This window comes from Neisseria sp. HMSC078C12 (assembly GCF_001838065.1).
In the GTDB taxonomy this organism is placed as follows: Bacteria; Pseudomonadota; Gammaproteobacteria; order Burkholderiales; family Neisseriaceae; genus Neisseria.
The window spans coordinates 27,263-50,133 of record NZ_KV835582.1 but is presented as its reverse complement, the minus strand read 5'-3'; the positions used below and the strand labels follow the sequence as shown (position 1 = coordinate 50,133).

At 50.0% G+C, this 22,871-nt stretch carries 23 protein-coding genes and 1 other RNA gene; 10 read left to right on the top strand and 14 right to left on the bottom strand.

Annotated elements, in window-relative coordinates:
• Positions 1 to 32: 32 nt before the first annotated feature.
• On the bottom strand, positions 33 to 668 hold the full coding sequence (locus HMPREF2596_RS00585; protein WP_070624873.1) for a nicotinamidase: 636 nt from the start codon (positions 666 to 668) through the stop codon (positions 33 to 35).
• A gap of 170 nt (positions 669 to 838) precedes the next feature.
• Here HMPREF2596_RS00585 and tsaA point away from each other — a divergent pair, with 170 nt between their 5' ends.
• A complete protein-coding gene (gene tsaA, locus HMPREF2596_RS00580) occupies positions 839 to 1,513 on the top strand; it encodes a tRNA (N6-threonylcarbamoyladenosine(37)-N6)-methyltransferase TrmO (protein ID WP_070848882.1) in 675 nt (224 codons plus the stop codon).
• A gap of 95 nt (positions 1,514 to 1,608) precedes the next feature.
• On the opposite strand, the gene gap is transcribed toward tsaA, so the two are convergent.
• On the bottom strand, positions 1,609 to 2,613 hold the full coding sequence (gene gap, locus HMPREF2596_RS00575) for a type I glyceraldehyde-3-phosphate dehydrogenase (protein WP_003747744.1): 1,005 nt from the start codon (positions 2,611 to 2,613) through the stop codon (positions 1,609 to 1,611).
• Between the two features lie 648 nt (positions 2,614 to 3,261).
• Here gap and lpxC point away from each other — a divergent pair.
• On the top strand, positions 3,262 to 4,176 hold the full coding sequence (lpxC, locus tag HMPREF2596_RS00570; RefSeq protein WP_036492441.1) for a UDP-3-O-acyl-N-acetylglucosamine deacetylase: 915 nt from the start codon (positions 3,262 to 3,264) through the stop codon (positions 4,174 to 4,176).
• Between the two features lie 220 nt (positions 4,177 to 4,396).
• Here lpxC and ggt read toward each other — a convergent pair whose 3' ends face one another.
• Positions 4,397 to 6,166, bottom strand: coding sequence for a gamma-glutamyltransferase (ggt, locus tag HMPREF2596_RS00565; protein ID WP_070848880.1), 1,770 nt, complete (start codon positions 6,164 to 6,166; stop codon positions 4,397 to 4,399).
• Between the two features lie 483 nt (positions 6,167 to 6,649).
• Here ggt and gnd point away from each other — a divergent pair, with 483 nt between their 5' ends.
• On the top strand, positions 6,650 to 8,098 hold the full coding sequence (gnd, locus tag HMPREF2596_RS00560) for a decarboxylating NADP(+)-dependent phosphogluconate dehydrogenase (protein ID WP_070848877.1): 1,449 nt from the start codon (positions 6,650 to 6,652) through the stop codon (positions 8,096 to 8,098).
• 195 nt (positions 8,099 to 8,293) lie between these two features.
• Here the strand turns inward: gnd and HMPREF2596_RS00555 are convergent, their stop codons facing one another.
• Positions 8,294 to 9,244 carry a D-2-hydroxyacid dehydrogenase gene (locus HMPREF2596_RS00555; protein ID WP_070848875.1) on the bottom strand — a complete coding sequence of 317 codons (951 nt, stop codon included), beginning with the start codon at positions 9,242 to 9,244 and terminating at the stop codon, positions 8,294 to 8,296.
• Between the two features lie 128 nt (positions 9,245 to 9,372).
• Between HMPREF2596_RS00555 and HMPREF2596_RS00550 the strand changes: the two genes are divergently transcribed.
• Both HMPREF2596_RS00550 and dinG read left to right on the top strand, forming a co-directional pair.
• The gene (locus HMPREF2596_RS00550) at positions 9,373 to 9,591 is read left to right on the top strand and encodes a DUF2061 domain-containing protein (RefSeq protein ID WP_070826381.1); all 219 of its coding nucleotides are present in this window, start codon (positions 9,373 to 9,375) and stop codon (positions 9,589 to 9,591) included.
• 164 nt (positions 9,592 to 9,755) lie between these two features.
• Entirely contained in the window at positions 9,756 to 11,906 is a 2,151-nt protein-coding gene (gene dinG / locus HMPREF2596_RS00545) for an ATP-dependent DNA helicase DinG (RefSeq protein ID WP_070848873.1), read from the top strand.
• A 69-nt stretch (positions 11,907 to 11,975) separates the two neighbouring features.
• On the opposite strand, the gene HMPREF2596_RS00540 is transcribed toward dinG, so the two are convergent.
• A complete protein-coding gene (locus tag HMPREF2596_RS00540; RefSeq protein WP_070848871.1) occupies positions 11,976 to 12,431 on the bottom strand; it encodes a GNAT family N-acetyltransferase in 456 nt (151 codons plus the stop codon).
• 167 nt (positions 12,432 to 12,598) lie between these two features.
• On the opposite strand from HMPREF2596_RS00540, the gene HMPREF2596_RS00535 reads away from it, so the two are divergent.
• Positions 12,599 to 12,865, top strand: a complete 267-nt coding sequence (locus tag HMPREF2596_RS00535) for a DUF3079 domain-containing protein (RefSeq protein ID WP_003686685.1) — start codon at positions 12,599 to 12,601, stop codon at positions 12,863 to 12,865.
• A gap of 82 nt (positions 12,866 to 12,947) precedes the next feature.
• On the opposite strand, the gene HMPREF2596_RS00530 is transcribed toward HMPREF2596_RS00535, so the two are convergent.
• On the bottom strand, positions 12,948 to 13,430 hold the full coding sequence (locus tag HMPREF2596_RS00530) for a dihydrofolate reductase (RefSeq protein ID WP_049349171.1): 483 nt from the start codon (positions 13,428 to 13,430) through the stop codon (positions 12,948 to 12,950).
• Positions 13,431 to 13,626: 196 nt separating this feature from the next.
• On the opposite strand from HMPREF2596_RS00530, the gene HMPREF2596_RS00525 reads away from it, so the two are divergent.
• Positions 13,627 to 14,424, top strand: a complete 798-nt coding sequence (locus tag HMPREF2596_RS00525) for a factor H-binding protein (protein WP_070848869.1) — start codon at positions 13,627 to 13,629, stop codon at positions 14,422 to 14,424.
• Between the two features lie 89 nt (positions 14,425 to 14,513).
• Here the strand turns inward: HMPREF2596_RS00525 and asd are convergent, their stop codons facing one another.
• Positions 14,514 to 15,629, bottom strand: a complete 1,116-nt coding sequence (gene asd / locus HMPREF2596_RS00520; protein ID WP_049333106.1) for an aspartate-semialdehyde dehydrogenase — start codon at positions 15,627 to 15,629, stop codon at positions 14,514 to 14,516.
• A gap of 240 nt (positions 15,630 to 15,869) precedes the next feature.
• On the opposite strand from asd, the gene HMPREF2596_RS00515 reads away from it, so the two are divergent.
• Positions 15,870 to 16,442, top strand: a complete 573-nt coding sequence (locus tag HMPREF2596_RS00515; RefSeq protein ID WP_036492463.1) for an RDD family protein — start codon at positions 15,870 to 15,872, stop codon at positions 16,440 to 16,442.
• 89 nt (positions 16,443 to 16,531) lie between these two features.
• Positions 16,532 to 17,854, top strand: coding sequence for a murein transglycosylase A (locus tag HMPREF2596_RS00510; RefSeq protein ID WP_070848867.1), 1,323 nt, complete (start codon positions 16,532 to 16,534; stop codon positions 17,852 to 17,854).
• Positions 17,855 to 17,962: 108 nt separating this feature from the next.
• Here the strand turns inward: HMPREF2596_RS00510 and rnpB are convergent.
• The 7 genes from rnpB to HMPREF2596_RS00475 form a co-directional block, all read right to left on the bottom strand.
• Positions 17,963 to 18,324: RNase P RNA component class A (gene rnpB / locus HMPREF2596_RS00505), an RNA gene on the bottom strand.
• 53 nt (positions 18,325 to 18,377) lie between these two features.
• Positions 18,378 to 19,085, bottom strand: coding sequence for a hypothetical protein (locus HMPREF2596_RS00500; protein ID WP_070848865.1), 708 nt, complete (start codon positions 19,083 to 19,085; stop codon positions 18,378 to 18,380).
• Between the two features lie 54 nt (positions 19,086 to 19,139).
• On the bottom strand, positions 19,140 to 19,373 hold the full coding sequence (locus HMPREF2596_RS00495) for a hypothetical protein (protein ID WP_049322987.1): 234 nt from the start codon (positions 19,371 to 19,373) through the stop codon (positions 19,140 to 19,142).
• A gap of 13 nt (positions 19,374 to 19,386) precedes the next feature.
• Positions 19,387 to 19,971 (bottom strand): Holliday junction branch migration protein RuvA, encoded by a 585-nt coding sequence (ruvA, locus tag HMPREF2596_RS00490; RefSeq protein WP_049322986.1) that lies wholly within the window; start codon positions 19,969 to 19,971, stop codon positions 19,387 to 19,389.
• 98 nt (positions 19,972 to 20,069) lie between these two features.
• Positions 20,070 to 20,789, bottom strand: coding sequence for a septal ring lytic transglycosylase RlpA family protein (locus HMPREF2596_RS00485; RefSeq protein ID WP_070848863.1), 720 nt, complete (start codon positions 20,787 to 20,789; stop codon positions 20,070 to 20,072).
• A 48-nt stretch (positions 20,790 to 20,837) separates the two neighbouring features.
• Positions 20,838 to 21,302, bottom strand: coding sequence for a tRNA (uridine(34)/cytosine(34)/5-carboxymethylaminomethyluridine(34)-2'-O)-methyltransferase TrmL (gene trmL / locus HMPREF2596_RS00480; protein ID WP_049335654.1), 465 nt, complete (start codon positions 21,300 to 21,302; stop codon positions 20,838 to 20,840).
• A 64-nt stretch (positions 21,303 to 21,366) separates the two neighbouring features.
• Positions 21,367 to 22,083, bottom strand: coding sequence for a ComF family protein (locus tag HMPREF2596_RS00475; protein WP_070848861.1), 717 nt, complete (start codon positions 22,081 to 22,083; stop codon positions 21,367 to 21,369).
• On the opposite strand from HMPREF2596_RS00475, the gene bioH reads away from it, so the two are divergent.
• The gene (gene bioH, locus HMPREF2596_RS00470) at positions 22,082 to 22,828 is read left to right on the top strand and encodes a pimeloyl-ACP methyl ester esterase BioH (protein WP_070848859.1); all 747 of its coding nucleotides are present in this window, start codon (positions 22,082 to 22,084) and stop codon (positions 22,826 to 22,828) included. The genes HMPREF2596_RS00475 and bioH overlap by 2 nt on opposite strands.
• Positions 22,829 to 22,871: the final 43 nt, after the last annotated feature.

Here is a 22,871-nt window from a genome sequence, read left to right as displayed (position 1 = left end):
TTCACGTGAAACAATAGGATTTAAAATATATTTTATTGATTATTAATGTATTTTTTTATTTCTTCGGCGTTTTCTAAAACAACTGCTCCGGCGGAACGCATTTCCTGCCATGCGGATTCAACCGTTTCCGGAGCAATGCCGCGACAAGCCGCCTGATTGACGATGACTTTCCAAGCCCCACCTTTAAGCAACTGTAAAACTGTTGTCTTCACACAATAATCCGTTGCTAAGCCGCCGACAATAACTGTATCTGCATTTTGACAGCGCAACCATTCGATCAAACCTGTACTGAGCTTTTCTTCAATATCGTGAAAACATGCGCCGTAAGGATGCAATTCAGGATCAACGCCTTTCCAAACGCAATAATCGTATTCCTTGGCTGAAGGCAGGCCATCCAACAATTCATAGCCATATGTTCCAACCATCGCATGCGCCACCCAAGTCAAATCCGCATCCGGCAAACCCGTCGGTTTCAACATATCAACAGGATTATCCACAAGCCATTTTGCCGCGGCATGATGCGCATCTTTCGTCATTACGCGCAAATCCGCCAATGCAGCTTGGGCATTGAGTTCATCCGCAATCAGATGACCTTCGGCAACGGGCAATTCTTTCGGGCACAAAGGCGTAAATGTTTTTTGTGCATCTACATCGATAGAAACAATCATGGATTAATATAACCTATTGATTTTATTTTATATTATTCAAATTGAGCATTTATTGCCAATGTACGGACATTTGGAATAAATGCTTTTTATTATAACAAATTACGACTACAAAATGTAGGAAAACATCTGTGATATGATGACAGTTTGCACAGAATATTTATCCACAAATTATGTCCTATTCGATTACGCCTATTGCAACCGTTCATTCCCCCTACAAGCAAAAATTCGGCATTGCCCGCCAACCCGGTTTGGTTCCTGCAGCAGAAATTTGCATTGAACTCACCCCTGAATTTACCGCAGACAGCGTTCGGGGATTGGAAGATTTCGACTATGTGTGGATAAGTTTTATTTTCCACGGTGTATTGGATGAAGGTTGGGCACAAATGGTGCGTCCGCCACGGCTAGGAGGCAAACAAAAAATGGGCGTATTTGCCACGCGCAGCCCACACCGCCCCAATCATCTCGGTTTATCCCTGCTGAAACTCGAACGCATCGAAACAGGCAAACTTGTCCGCATTTATTGCAGCGGCGCAGACCTGTTGGACGGTACTCCGGTAGTGGATATCAAACCCTACATCCCGTTTGTCGAATCCAAACCTGACGCATCATCAGGCTTTGTCAGCGGCAAACCTGAAGAATTGAGCGTAGTCTGGGCAGAAAATACCATTGCGGAACATTTATCTACAGAAGAAAAACACCTTATTGAGCAAAGCATTGCCCAAGATCCTCGTCCTGCCTATCAAGATATTCCCGAACGAGTTTATGTGATGAATATTGCGGATTATGAAGTACAGTTTAAGATAGAAAACAAATGTGCCACAGTGATTAAACTATCCACAATCTGATTACAAATTGAATCTTTCTACAAACAAAAGGCCGTCTGAAATGTTCAGACGGCCTTTGAGTTATCCACAGACTGATTGATTCAGCCTGTTATCCTTTAGATTTTGCTGGCAAAGAATTCCAAAGTACGAACCAATTGGCAAGTGTAAGACATTTCATTGTCGTACCAAGCAACGGTTTTCACCAATTGCTTGTCGCCTACGGTCATCACGCGGGTTTGAGTAGCATCGAAGAGTGAGCCGTATTCAATACCGATGACGTCGGAAGATACGATTTGATCTTCAGTGTAGCCGTAAGACTCGCTGGCGGCAGCTTTCATCGCAGCATTGATTTCTTCTTTGGTCACAGGACGCTCCAGAACAGAAACCAGTTCGGTCAAAGAGCCGGTAGCAACGGGAACGCGTTGGGCAGAACCATCAAGTTTGCCATTCAATTCAGGGATAACCAAGCCGATGGCTTTAGCGGCACCAGTACTGTTCGGTACGATATTCAAGGCAGCGGCACGGGCGCGGCGGAAGTCGCCTTTACGGTGTGGCGCATCAAGGGTGTTTTGGTCGCCGGTATAGGCGTGGATGGTGGTCATCAAGCCTTCGACAATACCGAATTCTTTTTGCAATACCGCAGCCATAGGAGCCAGGCAGTTAGTCGTACAAGAAGCGGCAGAGATGACGGTTTCGCTGCCGTCCAAAATATCTTGGTTTACGCCGTATACAACGGTTTTCACATCATTGCCGCCGGGAGCCGAAATCACAACTTTGCGCGCACCGGCACGGATATGGGCTTCCGCTTTGGTTTTATTGGTAAAGAAACCGGTACATTCAAGGACGACGTCCACACCCAGCTCACCCCAAGGCAATTCTTCAGGATTAGGATTGGCAAATACTTTGATTTCTTTGCCGTTAACAACAATAGCGTCGTCTTTCAATTCGGCAGAGCCTTCAAAGCGGCCTTGAGTACTGTCGTATTTGAAGAGATGCAACAGCATGTCGGCAGGAGTCAAGTCGTTAACAGCAACGACTTCGATACCTTGGGCTTTTTCAATTTGACGCAATGCCAGACGACCGATACGGCCAAAACCATTAATCGCTACTTTAATACTCATTTTGCTACTCCTTTAGATGGAATGGGAAAAATTTCTCAGTGAGGCCATTGTATCCTGAAATAAAATTACTTTCTAGAATTACATGGAATTACTTTTAAAATGTTTGATTTAAATAAACAAAACGTGAAATTCTTGCTTGTAGGAAAATATCGGATTTGTCTAAATAGTCCTGTTTTTTGGTATTTTATTTCATAAATTTCATTTTTTCATCTTAGTTTTTTTATAAGTTTATGATTTTCATAAATTTAGTTCTATTTTTCTGTATTTGCCGTTTTTGTGCTGATAACTCAGTTTTTTCTTCAAATCATAGTATTTAAATTTTTAAAATGATGATTTTGATGATGGTCCCGATCCTTTGTGGATAACAGAATATTTTTCTTTAAAACCAATCCAATAATCACTTTTTATCTTTGAGGCAAACCCCAACTGAATGTCGGAATAAAAAGGGATAGAATCTTAGTTTCCCTATTTGCCTGTGGGTAAAAACCAAATTACCCACTTCAATTTCACACACCTTTGTAGATAATTCAAACCTTGAAGTTCATCCCTGTAAAACGCCCATATTGGCAAATACTATTAAAAATGATGGCTTGTTTTTTCCTTTTTAACGTATCATTTGCCCATTAGACTTTTTAAAAGGAAGCAATTATGCTGCAACGGACTTTAGCCAAATCAGTAAGCGTTACCGGCGTTGGCCTGCATTCGGGCGAAAGGGTCGCTCTGACTTTGCATCCTGCCGAAGAAAACAGCGGTATTTCGTTCCGCCGTACTGATTTGAGCGGGGAAATGGGCGAAGTCATCCAATTGAATCCTTATTTAATCAACGATACCCGCCTCTCTTCAACCATCGTTACCGATAAAGGCGTGCGCATCGGTACGATTGAACACATTATGTCGGCTCTGTCTGCCTACGGCATCGACAATGCCTTGATTGAATTGAACGCACCCGAAATTCCGATTATGGACGGCTCGAGCCTGCCGTTTATTTATCTTTTGCAAGATGCGGGCGTTGTCGATCAAAAAGCCCAAAAACGTTTTTTAAAAATCCTCAAACCCATTGAAATCAAAGAAACCGGAAAATGGGTGCGCTTTACGCCTTACGACGGCTTTAAAGTTACTTTAACTATCGAATTCGACCATCCTGTATTCAATCGCAGCGCACCTACTTTCGAGATTGATTTTGCAGGAAAATCCTATATCGATGAAATTGCCCGCGCCCGTACCTTCGGCTTTATGCACGAAGTGGAAATGATGCGCGCCCACAATCTCGGACTGGGCGGCAATTTGAACAACGCCATCGTAATTGACGACATGGACGTTTTGAATCCGGAAGGTTTGCGCTATCCCGATGAATTTGTCCGCCACAAAATCCTGGATGCGATTGGCGATTTGTACATTGTCGGCCATCCGATTATCGGCGCATTTGAAGGTTACAAATCAGGTCATGCCATCAATAATGCGCTGTTGCGTGCCGTTTTGGCAGATGAAACGGCTTACGAATGGGTTGAGTTTGCCGATGACGAAGAATTGCCCACCGCTTTTCACGAGCTGCCGGCAGCCTGATAGAAAGTAGATAAAGCAATCCAATGAGAAGGCCGTCTGAAAGGTTCAGACGGCCTAAATCAATTAATTATCCACATACTCATTCTTTTTATCTTATTGAAAAATAAAATATTAAAATTTAACGTTATTCTTATACACATCTTATCCATATATTTTCCCAAACTAAAAAGGCCGTCTGAAACCAAGTTCAGACGGCCTTTTTCATGTCAAACCGACAATATCAATCGCCCATAACCTTGCCTTCGCGACGCGGGTCAGCGCCACCAAGCAAACCGTCTTTGCCGATTACAATGCCTTGTACGCCGGAATTCAAATCGCGGATTTGGACTTTATAGCCCAGTTTTTCCAATGCTGGCGCTTTGTCCGCCGCTGCGGTTTTTTCCTCGATTTCATATTGGCTGCCGCGGTTGAGCATATTCGGCAGGGAGATTGCCGCCTGAATATCCATGCCCCAGTCGATATGCGCCACCAGCGTTTTGGCAACGAAGCCGATGATGCGGCTGCCACCGGGCGAACCGACTGCCAAATAAGGTTTGCCGTCTTTCATTACAATGGTTGGCGCCATTGAAGAACGCGGCCGTTTGCCGCCCGCCACGCTGTTTGCCACCGTTTTACCGTCCGCACCGACAGGGTTGAAAGCAAAATCGGTCAATTCATTGTTAAGCAGATAGCCGTTTGCCATCAGTCCCGAGCCGAACGCGTTTTCAATCGAAGTCGTCATCGACACGACGTTGCCGTCTTTATCCACAACCACCAAATGGCTGGTGGACGGCAGCTCGACCGCCATGCCCTGCGCGTATGCCTTACCGAATTGACCCGCCTGAATGTTTTCCAACGCCTTGTCGGATTGGCGGATTTCTTCGGCGCGCGGTTTCAGGTAAGCCTGAGAAATCAGGGCGCGGGTCGGAACGTTGACAAACGCGGGATCGCCGACATAATAATCGCGGTCGGCAAAAGCAATCCGCGACGCATCGCCTATCCAGCGCCAACTGTGGATATTTTCCGCGCCCAACGCCTTCATATCCTGATTCTGCAATACGCCCAAAATCTCGCCCAAAGCAATCGCACCCGAACTTGGCGCGCCCATGCCGCAGACTTCGTATTCACGATACGGCGCACAAACCGGTTCGCGCTCGATAACGCGGTAGTTTTTCAAATCCGCCATGCTGATTTTGCCGGGATTATCCACAGCACCGGTAACGGCACGGACAATATTCTGCGCCTGCGCCCCCTGATAAAACGGCGCGCTGCCTTTTTCCGCCAACAGGCGCACGGAGCGGGAAAATTCAGGGTTTTTCAACACTGTTCCCGCTGCCAAAGGCTTGCCGTCGGGCAGGAAATATGCGGCGGTTTGCGGATAGCGTTTCAACGGCTCCAAATTCTGCTCGATGGATTTCGCCATACGCGGTGAAACGGTAAAGCCTTGTTCCGCCAAAGCAATCGGTTTGTCAAACAGGCTTGCCCACGGCAATTTGCCGTAACGCTTGTGGACATCTTCCAGCAGCTTCGGAATCCCCGGCACACCGACCGAACGGCCGCCGACCACTGCGTTCATAAAGCCCATCGGCTTGCCGTTTTCATCCAAGAAAAGCGCCGGCGTTGCCGCTTTCGGCGCCGTTTCGCGGGCATCAAACGTCGTCAGTTTTTTCGCCTTATTGTCCCAATACACCAAAAACGCGCCGCCGCCCAAACCGGAAGACTGCGGTTCGGTCAGACCTAAGGTCGTCTGCATGGCGATCATCGCATCTATCGCGCTGCCGCCGCGTTTCAAAACCTCGTATCCCGCCTCGGTTGCCAACGGATTAGCAGACGCCGCCATATAATGCTTGGCACGGATCAATTTCTGTTCGGTCAGCCCCGTCCCTTGTTCCGGCGCATGGTTATCCACAGATACAGAAGGCAGGGCAACTTGAGGCTTTTGAACCGGCTGTTGCGCACAAGCGGCCAAGACCAAAACAGGTAATAATTTAATACCAAAGGAAAATTTCATATTCACTCCATAAATTTAAATATTTTCAGACGACCTTTTCCCAACTTGAACAAGAGGAAATATGAAAATATTCAAAAATAAAAAACCATTTGACTATTTCCCTACTCAATCAGTTCCGATTGGAAAAGTATAAAACAAGCTAAGATTGTGCACAGGCAAAAAATTATTCACAGAACAAAGCGGCAGAAAATTTTTATCCACATATGCAAACAAGGCCGACCATACTTTATCCTCATCAAAAAATATCAGCTAAGTATTTGAAAAATTGTTTTAATCAAAGTTATCAACAAGCTGTGGCAGCACTCAATATCATCTTCTGTTTATTATTTAAAATCTAATTTATAGTTTGTTTTCCCAAAGGGAAAGGCCGTCTGAAACGTAAAGGCATCTTTTCAAAAAATTAAAAAGTTAAGGATTGTTAAAAACGTGTAAATCAGCTAGAGTTACGCTTGATAAAATTAATCAATAACGGAGTTTCACGAAATGAAAGGCGACATTGGCGTAATCGGCCTTGCCGTAATGGGGCAAAACCTGATTCTCAACATGAACGACAACGGCTTTAAAGTTGTCGCATACAACCGTACTACCAGCAAAGTAGATGATTTTTTAAACGGCGCAGCCAAAAATACCAATATTATCGGCGCATATTCACTGCAAGATCTGGTTGATAAATTAGAAAAACCGCGCAAAATCATGATGATGGTACGTGCCGGTTCTGTCGTGGACGATTTTATCGAACAACTTGTTCCGTTTTTGGACGAAGGCGACATTATTATTGACGGCGGCAATGCCAATTATCCCGATTCCACCCGCCGCACACACGAGCTGGCGGCAAAAGGCATCCGCTTTATCGGCGCGGGCGTTTCCGGTGGCGAAGAAGGCGCGCGTCACGGCCCGTCTATCATGCCTGGCGGCGACGAAGCCGCATGGCCTGCCGTCAAACCCATCTTCCAAGCCATTGCCGCCAAAACCCCGCAAGGCGAACCCTGCTGCGACTGGGTTGGCCGCGACGGCGCGGGCCATTTCGTCAAAATGGTGCACAACGGCATCGAATACGGCGATATGCAGTTGATTTGCGAAGCCTACCAATTCATGAAAGACGGCTTGGGCCTGTCTTATGACGAAATGCACCAAATCTTCAACGAGTGGAATAAAACTGAGCTGGATTCCTACCTGATTGAAATCACAGCCGCGATTTTGGGCTACAAAGATGAAAACGGCGAACCTTTGGTCGAAAAAATCCTTGATACCGCCGGTCAAAAAGGCACAGGCAAATGGACCGGCATCAATGCCCTCGATTTGGGCATCCCGCTGACGCTGATTTCCGAAGCCGTGTTTGCACGTTGCGTATCCGCGTTTAAAGACCAACGCGTCCAAGCAAACAGCCTGTTTGGCAAAACCATTACCCCGATTGAAGGCGACAAAGCCGCATGGGTGGATGCGTTGCGCCAAGCCCTGTTGGCATCCAAAATTATTTCCTATGCACAAGGCTTCATGCTCATCCGCGAAGCCAGCGAAAACAACGATTGGGCATTGAATTACGGCAACACCGCCCTTCTGTGGCGCGAAGGCTGCATTATCCGCAGCGTGTTCTTGGGCAACATCCGCGACGCATACGAAGCCAATCCTGATTTGGTCTTCTTGGGTTCCGATCCTTATTTCAAAGGCGTATTGGAAACCTGTCTGCCTGCATGGCGCAAAGTCGTTGCCAAAGCCATCGAATGTGGCATTCCGATGCCTTGCATGGCTTCCGCCATTACCTTCCTTGACGGTTACACTTCCGCGCGCCTGCCGGCCAACCTGCTGCAAGCGCAACGCGACTACTTCGGCGCGCACACTTACGAGCGTACCGACAAACCGCGCGGCGAGTTCTTCCATACCAACTGGACAGGCAAGGGTGGCGATACCGCTTCAACCACATACGATATTTAATTTGCCCAGGCAAACAAAAGGCCGTCTGAGTATTTCAGACGGCCTTTTTATAGGGTTATCCACAATGAAGAATGAAACAATTTATAGTATTTTATAGATAACTTTATGAAATAAATAAAGATTAATAAAGACCGTCTGAATATCTCAGACGGCCTTTAAAATTGTTCACAACCTTATCAACAGGTTTTCCATAGATTAAACCAGATTTTGCGGATTGCCGGCCACGAAGCGGTTGATGTTGTCCAAAAGGATGTCAAACAGACGGTTGGCGGCCTCTTGGCTTGCCCATGCGATGTGTGGCGTGACGATGAGGTTGGGCAGTCGGGTTTTCAGCAGAGGGTTGCCGTCGCGCGGCGGCTCTTGTGTCAACACGTCAAAACCTGCCCCGCCGATTTGGCCGTATTTCAACGCCGCAACCAAAGCGGCTTCATCGACCAAGCCGCCGCGCCCGCAGTTGATGAGGATGGCGCCGGGTTTCATTTGTTGCAATTCGGCTTCGCCTATCATGTTTGCCGTTTGCGGCGTAAGCGGACAATTAAGCGACACGACATCGGCGGAGCGGATGGCTTCGTCAAAGGAAACATAGCCGTCGCGGACGCTTTGGGCATTTTTATGTTCGGCGAACACGACATTCATTTTGAAAGCCTGTGCATAAGTTGCCAGCGTTTTACCGATATTGCCGCGACCGAAAATCGCCAGCGTTTTACCGTTTAGATCGCGCATCGGTGCGCCGAGGTGGCAGAAAAACGGCGAGTTTTCCCACAAGCCTGCCGCAACGTCGCGCTGATAGGCAGGCAGGTTGCGCATCAGGGTAATCATCATCATAAACGCGTGTTCCGCCACGGATTCATTGCCGTAAGCGCGGATATTGCACACTGCCGTGCCGTTTTGTTTGGCGGCCTCAACGTCCACATTGTTGACGCCGGTCGCGGTAACGGCAACCAGCTTGAGTTGTGGATTTTCGGCAAAGGCTTGGGCGGAAATCACGACTTTATTGGTAATCACAATGTCCGCGCCGTGGATACGCGCCAGCGTTTCGTGCGCTTCGGTTGTGCCGTAGCTGCTTAATGTATGTGGGAAATCAAATTCAAACGGGCGGTTGACGAGGGTATCGCGGTCGAGGACGACAATTTGGAGCGGATTCATAAAATTCCTATCAAAAATAAAATATCGATTTATAAAATCTAAATAAAGATAAAGGATTTAAAATATACGATTCAGTTGATAATAATTATTATGTAGCTATTAAAACATCAATGTATCAGGAAAATAAAATGATTAAAACCATTACATTTGCTATTTTGCATTTCAGCGTCGCATTTAGTGTCGCCTATATTCTGACCGGCAGTATCGGTGTTTCCAGTGCGGTGGCTTTGGTCGAACCCATCGTCAATACCGTCGTCTTTTATTTTCATGAAAAAGCGTGGAACCGCTACGAGAAAAACAAATCCGAGAAGCAAAAATTGTGGGTGCCTCTGCATCAGTGCGGCTAAAGTTTCAGACGGCCTTTTGCTTGGTTAAAACCGGTTATGGTTTTTCGGTTCGTCCATCGCCATCAAAATGCCAAACCCTAAAATAGAGTAAGACTTTACGAAGGCTTCATGAAGGTAAAAATGCTAAAATACGCTATTCTTGCAAACCCATTCAGACGGCCTCAATGCTCACCGATTTAGAAAAAAACGCCATCCGCGACCATTACCAAAACATCGGCAAAAACCTGCCCGGTTTCCGTCCGCGCGCTTCGCAACGGGAAATGATTGCGGCGATTGCCAACGCTTTTTCGCGGACGTTGACGCGTGAAGAAGGCGAAGAAGCGCCCAAACGCGAGGGTGAGAGCATTGCTGTGATCGAAGGGCCGACCGGCGTGGGTAAATCGTTGGCCTACCTTTTGGCCGGCGGCATCATGGCGCAAACACGCGGCAAACGGTTGATTGTCAGCAGCGCGACGGTGGCCTTGCAGGAGCAGTTGGTTGACCGAGATTTGCCGTTTCTGGTAGAAAAAAGCGGTTTGGAGCTGACCTTTGCGCTTGCCAAAGGGCGCGGCCGTTATCTTTGCCCCTACAAACTCTATCAACTGACGCAAAACAATGCCCAGCAAAACCTGCTTGGTTTTGAAGCGCCGGAAGTGTTGTGGGACAGCAAACCCAAGCCGGAAGAATTGAACTTGTTGCGCGACATTGCCGATGAATTTTCCGCCCGCCGCTTTAATGGCGACCGCGACACTTGGCCGGAAAAAATCGATGACGCGATTTGGCTCAAAGTGACCAACGACCGCCACGGCTGCCTGAAATCCGCCTGTCCCAACCGTCCGGAATGCCCGTTTTACCTGGCGCGCGATGTCTTGGATACCGTCGATGTCGTCGTTGCCAACCACGATCTTTTGCTTGCCGACATCAGCATGGGCGGCGGCGTGATTCTGCCTGCGCCCGAAAACAGTTTCTATTGCATAGACGAAGCGCACCACCTGCCCAAAAAAGCCCTCAGCCGCTTTGCCGCCGAACATTCATGGAATATTGCCGTTTGGACGCTGGAAAAACTGCCGCAGCTGACCGGTAAAATTGCCGCGCTGACCGATAAAGCCGAACTTGCCAACCTTGCCGACGAAGCTGCCACATCCTTGCTCGACAGCCTGCACGAATGGCAGTTCCATTTGGCGGAAGAGCCGTCTTTAAGTCTGGGGTCGTCTGAAAACGACAGACGGAAACACAACGAACCGACTTGGCTGTGGGAAGACGGCAAAATCCCCGAAGGCCTGGAAACCACAGTTTCCAATACGGCCATTGCTGCGCGTAGCTTGCTCAAACACGTTGTCGGCCTGAACGATGCGCTTTCCGCCGCACGCCGCGAAAAAGAACAGGACGGCGCGCTCATCGACCGCCTGACCAGCGAGTTTGGCCTTTTTATCGCCCGTATCGAACAAATCAGCGCGGTTTGGGATTTACTCTCCACCGTTCCTATCGAGGGCGAAGAGCCGTTGGCAAAATGGATAACCCGCCGTACCGACGACAAAAACGACTATATTTTCAACGCCAGCCCCATCAGCAGCGCATCCCACCTTGCCAACAATCTGTGGCGGCGCGTGGCAGGTGCGGTGCTGACTTCGGCCACCCTGCAATCGCTCGGCAGCTTCAACCTGATTTTGCGCCAAACCGGCCTATTATGGCTGCCCGAAACCACCACGCTCGCTTTGGAAAGCCCGTTTAATTTCGATGCGCAAGGCGAGCTGTATATTCCGCCGGTTCATGCCAGCCCGAAAGACCCTGATGCGCACACGGCCGCCATTGTCGAATGGTTGCCGAAGCTGGTTTCGCCGGTTGAAGCCATCGGCACGCTGGTGTTGTTTTCCTCGCGCAAACAAATGCAGGACGTCGCCTTGCGCCTGCCTGACGAATATTTGCCGCTTCTGCTTGTGCAGGGCGAGTTGCCCAAGGCTGTTCTTTTACAAAGGCACCATCAAGCCATTGCCGAAGGCAAAGCCAGCATTATTTTCGGCCTCGACAGTTTTGCCGAAGGGCTCGATCTACCCGGCACGGCCTGCGTGCAAGTCATTATTGCCAAGCTGCCGTTTGCGATGCCGGACAATCCCATCGAGAAAACCCAAAACCGTTGGATTGAACAACGCGGCGGCAATCCCTTTATCGAAATTACGGTGCCTGAAGCCAGCATCAAACTGATCCAAGCCGTCGGCCGCCTTATCCGTACCGAACAGGATTACGGCCGCGTGACCATCCTCGACAACCGCGTCAAAACGCAACGCTACGGCCAGCAATTATTGGCCTGTTTGCCACCGTTTAAGCGGATAGGGTAGTTTTGTATCATTCAAAAAACAAAGGCCGTCTGAAACCAAATGTTCAGACGACCTTTTATTCTTTTCAAGCTATAAATCCAATTTCATGACGGATACGGCTTCCCCGTTGTGCCAAGTCTGTGTGATTTCTTTCCAGCCAAACTTTTCATACACGGCCTGCACATCCGGCGTATAGAGAAACAGATGCGGCAAACCCAGTTCGCGTGCTTTATCCAGACAAAACGAAACCAGCTGCCTGCCTACGCCCAAACCGCGAAATTGCGGTAAAACGAACACATCGCCCAGCCAATATTCGTATTCGGGAAAACACGCCATATCAAACCGCTTCAATGCCGCCGAACCCATCAGCTGCCCTTCCTTATCCACAGCCGCAAACGCCAGCGGCAAGTTATCCCCATTAAGGCACTGCGCGTAATATGCACGGATTTTGTCCAGAGACGACCACGGCGCAAAATCGTGCCATTCCTCAAACAGCGCGAGGGATAAAGGCTCGACAAATTCAGGCGTCAGACGGCATATGTTCATATTGGGTCCTCTTGTTGTACCGAATAGGGATAGTTTTTACAGTATAGGCCGTCTGAAAGGTTAACACATCTTAAAAAATCAGCGTAAAACACGATAAACCCGCCGCCAGTCCCATTCAAATCACTTATAATTCTGCCCATACCGCACACAAACAAAAGAAGAACATCATGGCCAAGAAATTTCCCATTTTCCCGAAAAATCCCGAGCGTATCTGCTGGGGTTGCGACAAATACTGCAAAGAAGACGATTTACAATGCGGCAACGGTTGCGAACGCATCCAACACCCCATCGAATTGGACGGCCGCGACTGGTATAAAAAAGGCGACTGGAGCAATTTGTTGAGCGAAGAGCAGCAAATCGAACTTGGACTGAAAGAAGCGCCCAAGCCGGCCAAACCGCATATCAAACTGCCTTTGAAAAACAAAACGGCTTAAACAGCATGCCGTAAACAAACGAAATAAAAAGGCCGTCTGAAACCTGAAAAACAGGGTTTCAGACGGCCTTTGCGTTGTCGGATTATGCCTTCACATAATGCACAAACGCGTATTCGATGCCTTTGGCGGAAACATGATTTTCCCGAGAGGCTTCTTGCCATGTTTCTGTGGAAAACTCAGGAAAAAACGCATCGCCGTCCACATCCAAACCGACTTCGGTCAAGCGCAAATCTGTGGCAATCGGCAGGGCTTGTGCATAAATTTGCGCGCCGCCCATGATGATGACTTCTTCAACCCCCTGACACAAAGCCAGCGCATCTTCCAAAGAAGCCGCCGTTTGCGCGCCTTCGGCCTGATAATCTTGGCGGGTGATGACGATATTTTGACGGCCGGGCAGCGGCTTGCGCGGCAGCGATTCCCATGTTTTGCGGCCCATAATGACGGGTTTGCCGGTGGTGTAGGATTTGAAAAAGGCAAAATCTTCGGGCAAATGCCAAGGCATGGTGTTGTTGATGCCGATACAGCGGCGGGCGGCGTAAGCGGCGATAAGGGTGATTTTCGGCATGATGAAATCCGTTTGTAAAATAAAATGATTATAGCGGAAGGGATTTTGAATAGACTGAATACCCGATATTCTAAAAATGTTTCAATATTTATAAAATTAATATTCAAAATGCTTGATTTTGACAAAAATCATTTATTGTTCATTTTTTTAGGGATATGATAAATATCATACCAAATAAAAAGGAAAGGAAAAAATGATGAGAACCCTCCGCATTTCTGCTTTGACGGCTTCCCTGTCTTTGATGTTGGCTGCCTGCGGCGGCGCAACAAGCGGCTTGTCGAATGCCGTTACCGAGCCGCTCAATCCGCATCCGAAAGGCGTGTTGTCCGTTGAATTGAACGAATCCGTCCCTGAAAACGGTACGTTGGAGCTGACGGCCAACGGTAAACCGCAAACCCTGCAAAAAGGCGACAAACTCGATACCGGCTTTTTGAAAACCGATAAAGTATCCTCTTACGACTACGCCCAAAAAATCAAGGTAAACGGCCAAGTTATCACTTTGGAAACCGGCGACTTCCAAGTGTATAAACAAAATTATTCCACTGTTGCCGCGCGTTACGCCAAACAAAAAGCCGATGACGCAGGCAAGCTGCAAAACCTCGATACATACACATTCACCGTCGGCGAAGTCCAAGGCGATGAAACTGCATATCGCAATTTGCCCAAACAAGGCAGCTATCAGTATTCGGGTATCGCATTTAACGGCGACGACCGCAGCGGCCGTCTGAAATACACCGTCGATTTCGATAAAAAACAAGGTTACGGCAACATCAGCAGCATGGCTTCCCACAATAATGTCGACCTGCTTGCCGCAGGCATTGCCAATAACAACGGCAAAGCCGCCATCAGCGGTAAAACCAGTTTGAACGGTATCGAAAACGGTCGTTACGATTTGAAACTCTTCGGCCCGCAGGCTGAAGAAATTGCCGGTAAGGCGCAAATCAAAGTTGGCGATTCCACCAAAGAAATCGGTTTGGCCGGTAAGAAAGAATAGGAAAAAGGCCGTCTGAAAGGTTCAGACGGCCTTGTTATTATCCAAAAAAGCAACGGCCTAAACCGTTGCTTTTTTCATGCCAACCTCAATTACAGGCTGCCCAAGATAATGCGCAATACACGGCGTAAAGGTTCGGCAGCGCCCCACAAGAGTTGGTCGCCGACAGTGAACGCGCTGATGTATTCGCCGCCCATTTCCAGTTTGCGGATACGGCCGACGGGAACAGACAGCGTGCCGGTTACTTTGGCAGGCGTCAGCTCGTGGATGCTGGCTTCTTTTTCGTTGGGGATGACTTTCACCCAATCGTTTGCGCCTGCCAAAATCGCTTCGATTTCGGAAACGGGCAGGTCTTTTTTCAGCTTCAGGGTAATGGCTTGGCTGTGGCAGCGCATAGAACCGATGCGCACGCACAAGCCGTCGATTACGGTCGGATTGTCGCTGCGGCCGAGGATTTTGTTGGTTTCCACGCCGCCCTTCCATTCTTCTTTGGACTGGCCGTTGCCCAAATCCACATCAATCCAAGGAATCAGGCTGCCGGCGAGCGGTACGCCGAAGTTGGCTTTCGGATAGTCTTCGCTGCGCAGGAAATCGGACACTTTGCGGTCGATGTCGAGAATCGCGCTGGAAGGGTCGGCAAGCTCGTCCGCTACTTGGGCGTGAATCGCGCCCATGCCGCTGATGAGTTCACGCATATTTTTCGCACCCGCGCCGGAAGCGGCTTGGTAGGTCATGCTGGTTGCCCATTCGACCAAATCGTTTTGGAACAGGCCGCCCAAAGCCATCAGCATCAGGGAAACGGTGCAGTTGCCGCCGATGTAGTTTTTCACGCCGTTTTTGAGGCCGTTGTCGATGACGTTGCGGTTGACAGGGTCGAGGACGATAATCGCATCGTCTTTCATGCGCAGGGAAGAAGCCGCGTCAACCCAGTAGCCGTTCCAGCCGCTGTCGCGCAGGGGTTGGAACACGGATTTGGTGTAATCGCCGCCTTGGCAGGTTACGATGATGTCCATTTTTGCCAATTCGGCAACATCGTTGGCATCCAACAATGTTTTGGCCGCCTGACCGAAATCAGGTGCGGCACCGCCGACATTGGAAGTGGTAAAGAAAAACGCTTCGGGAATATGGGCGAAGTCGTTTTCTTCTTTCATACGCTGCATCAAAACAGAGCCGACCATACCGCGCCAGCCGACAAAACCTACTTTCATGTGTTACTCCTTACAAAGAAAATCCGGATAAGTTTATAGTGCATTAACAAAAATCGGAACGGCATCGCCTGCCGCTTTGTTCAGATTTTTGTTAACCCACTATAAAAAAGGGGAAAACAAACGTTTTAACGCCGTCTGCGGAAAATGTAAAGGTTTTTATCGAAAATTTTTAGAATGATGGGAAAATAGGTTAAGATGGCAATGAAATTGCATTTCATTAATGGTACAGAGGAAGATTAAATGAGCAAAATCAATTTGTCGGATTTGCCTCAAACAGAAATAGTAGATGTCCATATTGCTTCGCCGGGGGCGAGGGTTGCGGCATATTTATTGAATAATCTGTTTACTTTTTTGATATGGTTGCCATTCATTGTGATGGTAGTTTTCACTTTAGATGAAAGCAAAGAATTAGTTTCGGAATCTTCTCTTTTTAATACCCCTGAATATTTTGCCATAACATTTTTTATTTCTTTGGCTGTTTATTTGGTTTTCGGTATCTTCCAACTGTATTACATGAGCCGGGACGGTCAGTCTTTAGGTAAAAAAATTATGGGCATACGCGTGTTAAAAAGTGACGGGAATAATCCAGGTTTTGAAGGAACGGTTTTAATCCGCGAAGTTGTTTGGGCGCTTGCCGTTGGTGTTGTGGTAACTATTGTATCGTTGGCAATAAGTGACACGGGTGGAAACCTGATTTCTCTGCTTATAGCCTTCATCAACTTCATCATGCTCTTTTCCGTCAAACGCGACCGCCGCACGCTCTACGATATGCTGGCCGATACGGTTGTCGTCAAATTGCCGCCGCGCCGATAAAACGCTTTTTTGTGTTAAAATCAGCACTTTCCAACATAGGCCGTCTGAAAAATCGCTTTCAGACGGCCTTTCGACACGCTATTGATTCCATGAAAAAACATTTGTACCGCATTACGCTCGTCAGCATTGCCGCGGCCATTCTTGCCGCCTGTCCGAGCAAAAGCATTAAAAACCTCCCCGAAACCGACACCAGCGTTATCAAAGGCCCCGACCGCCCCACCGGTACGCCCGATCCCGTCGGTACGACAGTGAGTGGGGGAGGAGCAAACTACACCGTAGTTTCCTACAACGAATTGCCGCACTGGGACCTCCAACACTTTACCAAAAGCCTGCAGTCTTTCCGTTTAGGCTGTGAAAAACTTAAAAACCGCCAAGGCTGGCAGGACGTTTGTATCCAAGCCATGCAAACGCCGGTGCACCATTTCCAAGCCAAGCACTTTTTCGAGCGCTATTTCACCGCATGGCGCGTCGATAACGGCGGCAATCCTGCCGGCACCATTACCGGCTATTACGAACCGGTTCTGCACGGCGACGACAAATCCACAAGCCAATCCCGTTTCCCTATTTACGGCATTCCGAACGATTTTGTTTCCGTTCCGCTGGCTGCAAACTTGAGGGGCAGCAAAGCCACCGTCCGCATCCGCCAAACCGGCCAAAACAGCGGTGTCATCGACAACAGCGGCGCATACACGGCCGACTTGTCCAGATTCCCGATTACAGCACGCAGCACCGCGCTGAAAGGCCGTTTTGAAGGCAGCCGTTTTGTTCCTTACTACACCCGCAGCCAAATCAACGGTGGCGCGCTTAACGGCAAAGCCCCGATTTTGGGTTACGCAGATGATCCGGTCGAACTTTTCTTTATGCACATTCAAGGTTCAGGCCGTCTGAAAACGCCGTCCGGCAAATACATCCGCGTCGGATTTGCCGATAAAAACGAACATCCGTATGTTTCCATCGGCCGCTATATGGCGGACAAAGGCTATCTGCCGCTGGGTCAGACCAGCATGCAGGGCATCAAGGCCTATATGAAGCAAAACCCCGGCCGCCTTGCCGAAGTTTTGGGGCAAAACCCAAGCTACGTCTTCTTCCGCGAGCTGACCGGCAGCGGCGATTCCGGCCCGGTGGGCGCATTGGGTACGCCGTTGATGGGCGAATACGCCGGTGCCATCGACCGTCACTACATCACGCTTGGCGCACCGCTGTTTGTCGCCACTGCCCATCCGATCACCAAAAAAGCCCTCAACCGCCTGATTATGGCGCAAGACACCGGCAGCGCGATCAAAGGCGCGGTCCGTGTGGATTATTTCTGGGGCTATGGCGACGAGGCAGGCGAAGTGGCCGGCAAAATGAAAACCACCGGCTATGTATGGCAGCTTTTGCCCAACGGCATGAAACCGGAATACCGTCCATAAACAGCGGTTTAAAAAAAAGGCCGTCTGAAACCAAGATTCAGGTTTCAGACGGCCTTTTTATTTCGATAAAAATGCGGCAGGTTTTTAAAACCTGCCGCGGTATGGGGACATACAGCTCGGACGGTAAGCCGGGTTCTGTCGCGGACAGTCATTCCTCTAGGCACATCATTGCTGGTGTGCTCAAGCAACCTACCCGAACGCTCGGCGAGCAGCGTCATCGCGTTCTGTTTGGTCTTGCTCCGAATGGGGTTTAGCCTGCTGCGCTTTGTTACCAAATGCACGGTGCGCTCTTACCGCACCTTTTCACCCTTACCTGTTTTGCCCGAAGGCAATCATCGGCGGTATTGCTTTCTGTTCCACTTTCCGTCGCGTTGCCGCGCCCGGCCGTTAGCCGGCATTCTGCTCTGTGGAGCCCGGACTTTCCTCCCCGTATGCCTTACGCGATACGCGGCGACTGTCTGTCCGACCTGTATGAGGTGCGGATTATAACACAGCCGCCATAGGGTTCAGACGGCCTAAATATTTATTTTTTCTTTTTAAATGCTATTTCGGTCAAACCCAATTCCTGTGCTTTTTTGCGGACTGCGGATTCGGGCATTTCGCGTGCCAGGCGGCTGGTGCAGTATTCGGTCATGGTGGTGGCGCAGGCTTTGAAGTTGCCGGTAAAGTCGCTGGCGGCACTCAAAAACGGGATGAGGCGGCCGGCCATGATTTCTTCGGCCGGTGCGTCTGTTTGGGCGGATACGCGTCCGGACTCGACAGCCGAGAAGATTTGTTCGGTAAAGCGTCGGGCGAAGTTTTCTTCTGTTTGGCAGTCTTGGAAGGCGGTGTTTTCATGTTGGCAGACGAGGGTAACTTCGCCTTCTGCTTCTTGCAGCGGTTCGGCCAAATCGAGTTTGAGGGTTTGCTTGTCGGTTTGCAGCCAGGCGGTGCGGCCTTGGGTTTTGATGATTTTGCCGTAAACGCCGATGGCATCGTTTTGGGGGATGTTTTTCTGTTCGGCAAGTTGCTGGGCCGAGAATAAGGGGGCTTGTTCGGCAAATGCGCCGCCGGTTTCGTGTTTGAAGTAGGCGGCGAGGTCTTGTTTGATGAGGGCTTGGGTCAACAGTTTTTCGCCTTCGGTCAGGCGGTGTGCGAAGCCGTGTGTTTTGGGGACGGATGCGGCATCCGTGGTCTTGGTGTCCGGTGTGCAGGCGCTCAGGAGTAAAAGCAGGGGAAGGATGTATTTCATGGTTGGTCTTTCAACAGGCCGTCTGAACCTATGGTTTCAAACGGTCAGCGTTGTTTATCGATAACGATAAACCCGGCGGGGATAAACGGGATAGGCCGGGTAATTGCGGACGGGTTCGCTGTCTTGATAGATGACGGTCGTCCCGGGCGGGGCGTTGATGGTCACGGTTTTGTTGACAGTGGTTTGCGCGTGGACGGGCAGGTCTAAGACGGCGGTGCGCCCGTACGGAGTCTCGGTATAGACGCACGCGCTTAGAAGCAAGGCGGCACTCAGTACGGCGGTTTTCATGTTTCAGACGGCCTTATTTGAGCAGGTTTTTCAAGGCCAGGCGTACGCCTTCGCCGACTTCCGTGCCTTTGGGAATGCCTTTGGTGGCGGCTTTGGCTTCGCGCTCGTTGTAGCCGAGGGCAAGCAGGGTGTTGATGATGTCTTGGCTTTCGTCGGCAACGGCATCAGGGGCAAACAGGCCGTCTGAAACGGTATGGGACACGAGTTTGCCGCGCAGTTCCAACACCATGCGTTCGGCAGTTTTCTTGCCGATGCCGGGGGCGGAGGAGAGGCGTTTGACGTCTTCTTCGGCGACGGCTTGCGCCAGCTCGTCGGCATTCATGGCCGACAAAATGCCCAATGCGGTTTTGGCACCGATGCCGCTGACTTTGACCAGTTGGCGGAAGGTGGCGCGTTCCTCGGCCGAGGCGAATCCAAACAGCAAATGCGCGTCTTCGCGGACGACAAGCTGGGTGTAGAGATGGACGGTTTCGCCAACGGGGGGCAGGTTGTAGAAAGTCTGCATGGAAACGTCGGCTTCATAGCCGACGCCGTTGACGTCGATAACGACCTGCGGCGGATTTTTCTCAATCAATTTGCCTGTGAGCCTGCTGATCATGGTGTTCCCCTGTGATTAAAAAAGGCCGTCTGAAACCTTGCAATCGGGTTTCAGACGGCCTTGTATTGTATCAAACTTCAACGGTAACGCGGACGAAATCAGATGGCGGACACCAGATTCAGATGACGGGCGCGTTCGCCTGCTTCGGCGGCACGTTCTTGGCTATTGAACGGACCCATTTTGACAACGTATTCGTAGTTGCGTTTTTCCAGCATGATTTTGCTGTCCGACGGCAGGCTTTGTGCGGCTTGGTTCAGATAAGCCTGCGCTTCGCGTTGGGTACCGAAGGATTTCAAATCAACAAAAAATTCTTTGTTGTTTGGGGAAACAATGGTTTGAGCGGCGGTTTGGCCGGGGATGATTTGTTCAACTTTAACGTTGGCTGTGCCTTGGTTGATGAAACCCAATTGTTGGGCGGCGGCGCGGGAAACATCGATGACGCGGTTGCCGTGGAAAGGGCCGCGGTCGTTGACACGGACGATGACGCTTTTGCCGTTTTGCATATTGGTCACGCGTGCGTAGCTGGGAATAGGGAGGGTTTTGTGGGCGGCGGAGAGGGCGTTCATATTGTAACGCTCGCCGCTGGAAGTTTTACGGCCGTGGAATTGGTTGCCGTACCATGAGGCTTTGCCGGTTTGGCTGAAAGAGGAAACTTGGGTCAGCGGCGTGTAGCGTTTGCCGGCAACTTTGTAACTGCGGTTGGCAGAAGGATGCAGTTTTTCGACTCGGACCACGCTGTCGGCAACAGCGGCATTGATGGAAAGGACGCCGATGGTGGCGGCGGCTAAGGAAAGGAGGGTTTTTTTGGTAAAAGTCAAAACGGGTTCCGTTCTTGAGTTGATAACGCAGCGGTTTCAGACGGCCTGTTATACGCCGCCGGCAAAACCGTTTTGTCGCCATGCTTCAAATAAAATCACGGCGACGGTATTGGAAAGATTCATGCTCCTGCTGCCGGGCATCATCGGCAGGCGGATTTTTTGTCCGGCAGGCAGGCTGTCGAGAACTTCGGCAGGCAGGCCGCGTGTTTCGGGACCAAACAGCAACACGTCGCCTTCGCGGAAGGAAACTTCGTCTGGGCGGGTAGAGCCTTTGGTGGTCAGCGCGAAAATGCGGCGGCCTTCGAGTGCCTTGAGGCAGTCTTCGAAATTCTCATGTACCGTCAGTTTGGCAAACTCGTGATAATCCAAACCCGCGCGTTTCATTTTGGACGAATCCAGCGGAAACCCAAGCGGCTTGACCAAGTGCAAATCAGCACCGGTATTGGCGCACAGGCGGATGATATTGCCCGTATTGGGCGGGATTTCGGGTTGGTACAAAACTATGGTAAACATATAAATCAATCACTTATAGAGTGGCATAATGCCGAAATGTTCCATGGGTGTCAAAAACTTTAAGCTATTTTTTCATTGGCGGCCGTGCCAAAGACCAACAACAAATCCGGCCTGCGCCTGATTTTTTCAGCGTTTTCGCCAATTCGTCCAAAGTCGAGCCGGTGGTGAAGACATCGTCAATTAACAGAATATTACACGCCTTCGGCAATTCGGCTTTGATTTTAAATGCATTCTTGATATTTCGCCGACGTTCGTCGCTTTTCAGCGTACTTTGCGGCTCGCCATGCCGTCTGAAAACCGCGTGTCGCGGCAGCAGCGTCCAGCCGTAGCGTTTTGCCAAAATATCCGTCAACGCCTCGCTTTGGTTGAATCCGCGCTTGAGCCGCCGCTCTTTGCTCAAAGGCATGGGCAGGACGAAATCGAAGTGTTCCTTCGCCAGCCAGTCCGGTGCGTTTTGGCACATCAAATCCGCCAACGGACGGCTCATGCCCAAATCGGCCAAGTGTTTCAGCTCGCGTATCATGCTGCTGACGGGCGGTTCGTAATACAGCGAGGCCCACATTCTATCAAATGCGGGCGGCTTTTTCTGGCAACTGCCGCACACCGCCCCGCCCGCGACAGGGCGGAAACACAAAGGGCAGCTTTGTGCCGCGTCGATAAAATATTCCGTCAAATCGTTTGCGCAGCCTCGGCAAAGGCCGTCTGAAACGGAATCGTGGCATAATACGCAACGTCGCGCATTGAGCCGTTTCAAATTGCGCCACCAAGAAAGAACATTCATGCCACACTCCGCCAAAAAAGTTTATCTGATACACGGTTGGGCGGCGAACCGCCATGTATTCGACGATTTGATACCGCGCCTGCCTACCGATTGGGACGTCCGCGCGCTTGATTTGCCCGGACACGGCGATGCGCCTTTTGCCGAACCGTTTGATATTGCCGCCGTTGCCGAAGCCTTCGCCGGACAAATCGACACGCCGGCACACATTCTCGGCTGGTCGCTGGGCGGATTGGTTGCCCTGTATCTGACCGCGCTTTATCCCGACAAAATCCGATCGCTCTGCCTGACGGCAAGTTTTGCCCGATTGACTGCCGACACGGATTATCCCGAAGGCTTGGCACAACCTGCCTTGGGCAAGATGGTCGGCGCATTTCAGCAGGATTATGCCAAACATATTAAACAGTTTCTACAACTGCAACTGTTGCACACGCCGCATTCGGGCGAAATCTTAAACCGGGTGCTGCCCGATTTGGCGCGCTGCGGCACGCCTTCCGCCTTACAGGCCGCACTTGAAGCGGTCAACCATGCCGACGCGCGTCCGCTGTTGCCGCTTATTCAAACGCCGTCACTGCTGGTGTTTGGACAGAAAGACGCCATCACGCCGCCGCGCATGGGCGAATATTTACACCGCCATTTGAGCAACAGCGAGCTGGTCCTTATCGACAAAGCCGCACACGCGCCCTTTTTAAGCCATGCCGACGAGTTTGCCGAAATTTACCGCAATTTTGTCGAAAAGGCCGTCTGAAACAGCCTTTAACCATAAAAACAGAATATTGTCGGGCAAAGCC

Coding starts and splice junctions, on each gene's coding strand:
- HMPREF2596_RS00585 (WP_070624873.1), bottom strand. CDS start 668: ATGATTGTTTCTATCGATGTAGATGCACAAAAAACATTTACGCCTTTG.
- tsaA (WP_070848882.1), top strand. CDS start 839: ATGTCCTATTCGATTACGCCTATTGCAACCGTTCATTCCCCCTACAAG.
- gap (WP_003747744.1), bottom strand. CDS start 2,613: ATGAGTATTAAAGTAGCGATTAATGGTTTTGGCCGTATCGGTCGTCTG.
- lpxC (WP_036492441.1), top strand. CDS start 3,262: ATGCTGCAACGGACTTTAGCCAAATCAGTAAGCGTTACCGGCGTTGGC.
- ggt (WP_070848880.1), bottom strand. CDS start 6,166: ATGAAATTTTCCTTTGGTATTAAATTATTACCTGTTTTGGTCTTGGCC.
- gnd (WP_070848877.1), top strand. CDS start 6,650: ATGAAAGGCGACATTGGCGTAATCGGCCTTGCCGTAATGGGGCAAAAC.
- HMPREF2596_RS00555 (WP_070848875.1), bottom strand. CDS start 9,244: ATGAATCCGCTCCAAATTGTCGTCCTCGACCGCGATACCCTCGTCAAC.
- HMPREF2596_RS00550 (WP_070826381.1), top strand. CDS start 9,373: ATGATTAAAACCATTACATTTGCTATTTTGCATTTCAGCGTCGCATTT.
- dinG (WP_070848873.1), top strand. CDS start 9,756: ATGCTCACCGATTTAGAAAAAAACGCCATCCGCGACCATTACCAAAAC.
- HMPREF2596_RS00540 (WP_070848871.1), bottom strand. CDS start 12,431: ATGAACATATGCCGTCTGACGCCTGAATTTGTCGAGCCTTTATCCCTC.
- HMPREF2596_RS00535 (WP_003686685.1), top strand. CDS start 12,599: ATGGCCAAGAAATTTCCCATTTTCCCGAAAAATCCCGAGCGTATCTGC.
- HMPREF2596_RS00530 (WP_049349171.1), bottom strand. CDS start 13,430: ATGCCGAAAATCACCCTTATCGCCGCTTACGCCGCCCGCCGCTGTATC.
- HMPREF2596_RS00525 (WP_070848869.1), top strand. CDS start 13,627: ATGAGAACCCTCCGCATTTCTGCTTTGACGGCTTCCCTGTCTTTGATG.
- asd (WP_049333106.1), bottom strand. CDS start 15,629: ATGAAAGTAGGTTTTGTCGGCTGGCGCGGTATGGTCGGCTCTGTTTTG.
- HMPREF2596_RS00515 (WP_036492463.1), top strand. CDS start 15,870: ATGAGCAAAATCAATTTGTCGGATTTGCCTCAAACAGAAATAGTAGAT.
- HMPREF2596_RS00510 (WP_070848867.1), top strand. CDS start 16,532: ATGAAAAAACATTTGTACCGCATTACGCTCGTCAGCATTGCCGCGGCC.
- HMPREF2596_RS00500 (WP_070848865.1), bottom strand. CDS start 19,085: ATGAAATACATCCTTCCCCTGCTTTTACTCCTGAGCGCCTGCACACCG.
- HMPREF2596_RS00495 (WP_049322987.1), bottom strand. CDS start 19,373: ATGAAAACCGCCGTACTGAGTGCCGCCTTGCTTCTAAGCGCGTGCGTC.
- ruvA (WP_049322986.1), bottom strand. CDS start 19,971: ATGATCAGCAGGCTCACAGGCAAATTGATTGAGAAAAATCCGCCGCAG.
- trmL (WP_049335654.1), bottom strand. CDS start 21,302: ATGTTTACCATAGTTTTGTACCAACCCGAAATCCCGCCCAATACGGGC.
- bioH (WP_070848859.1), top strand. CDS start 22,082: ATGCCACACTCCGCCAAAAAAGTTTATCTGATACACGGTTGGGCGGCG.
- HMPREF2596_RS00475 (WP_070848861.1), bottom strand. CDS start 22,083: ATGAATGTTCTTTCTTGGTGGCGCAATTTGAAACGGCTCAATGCGCGA.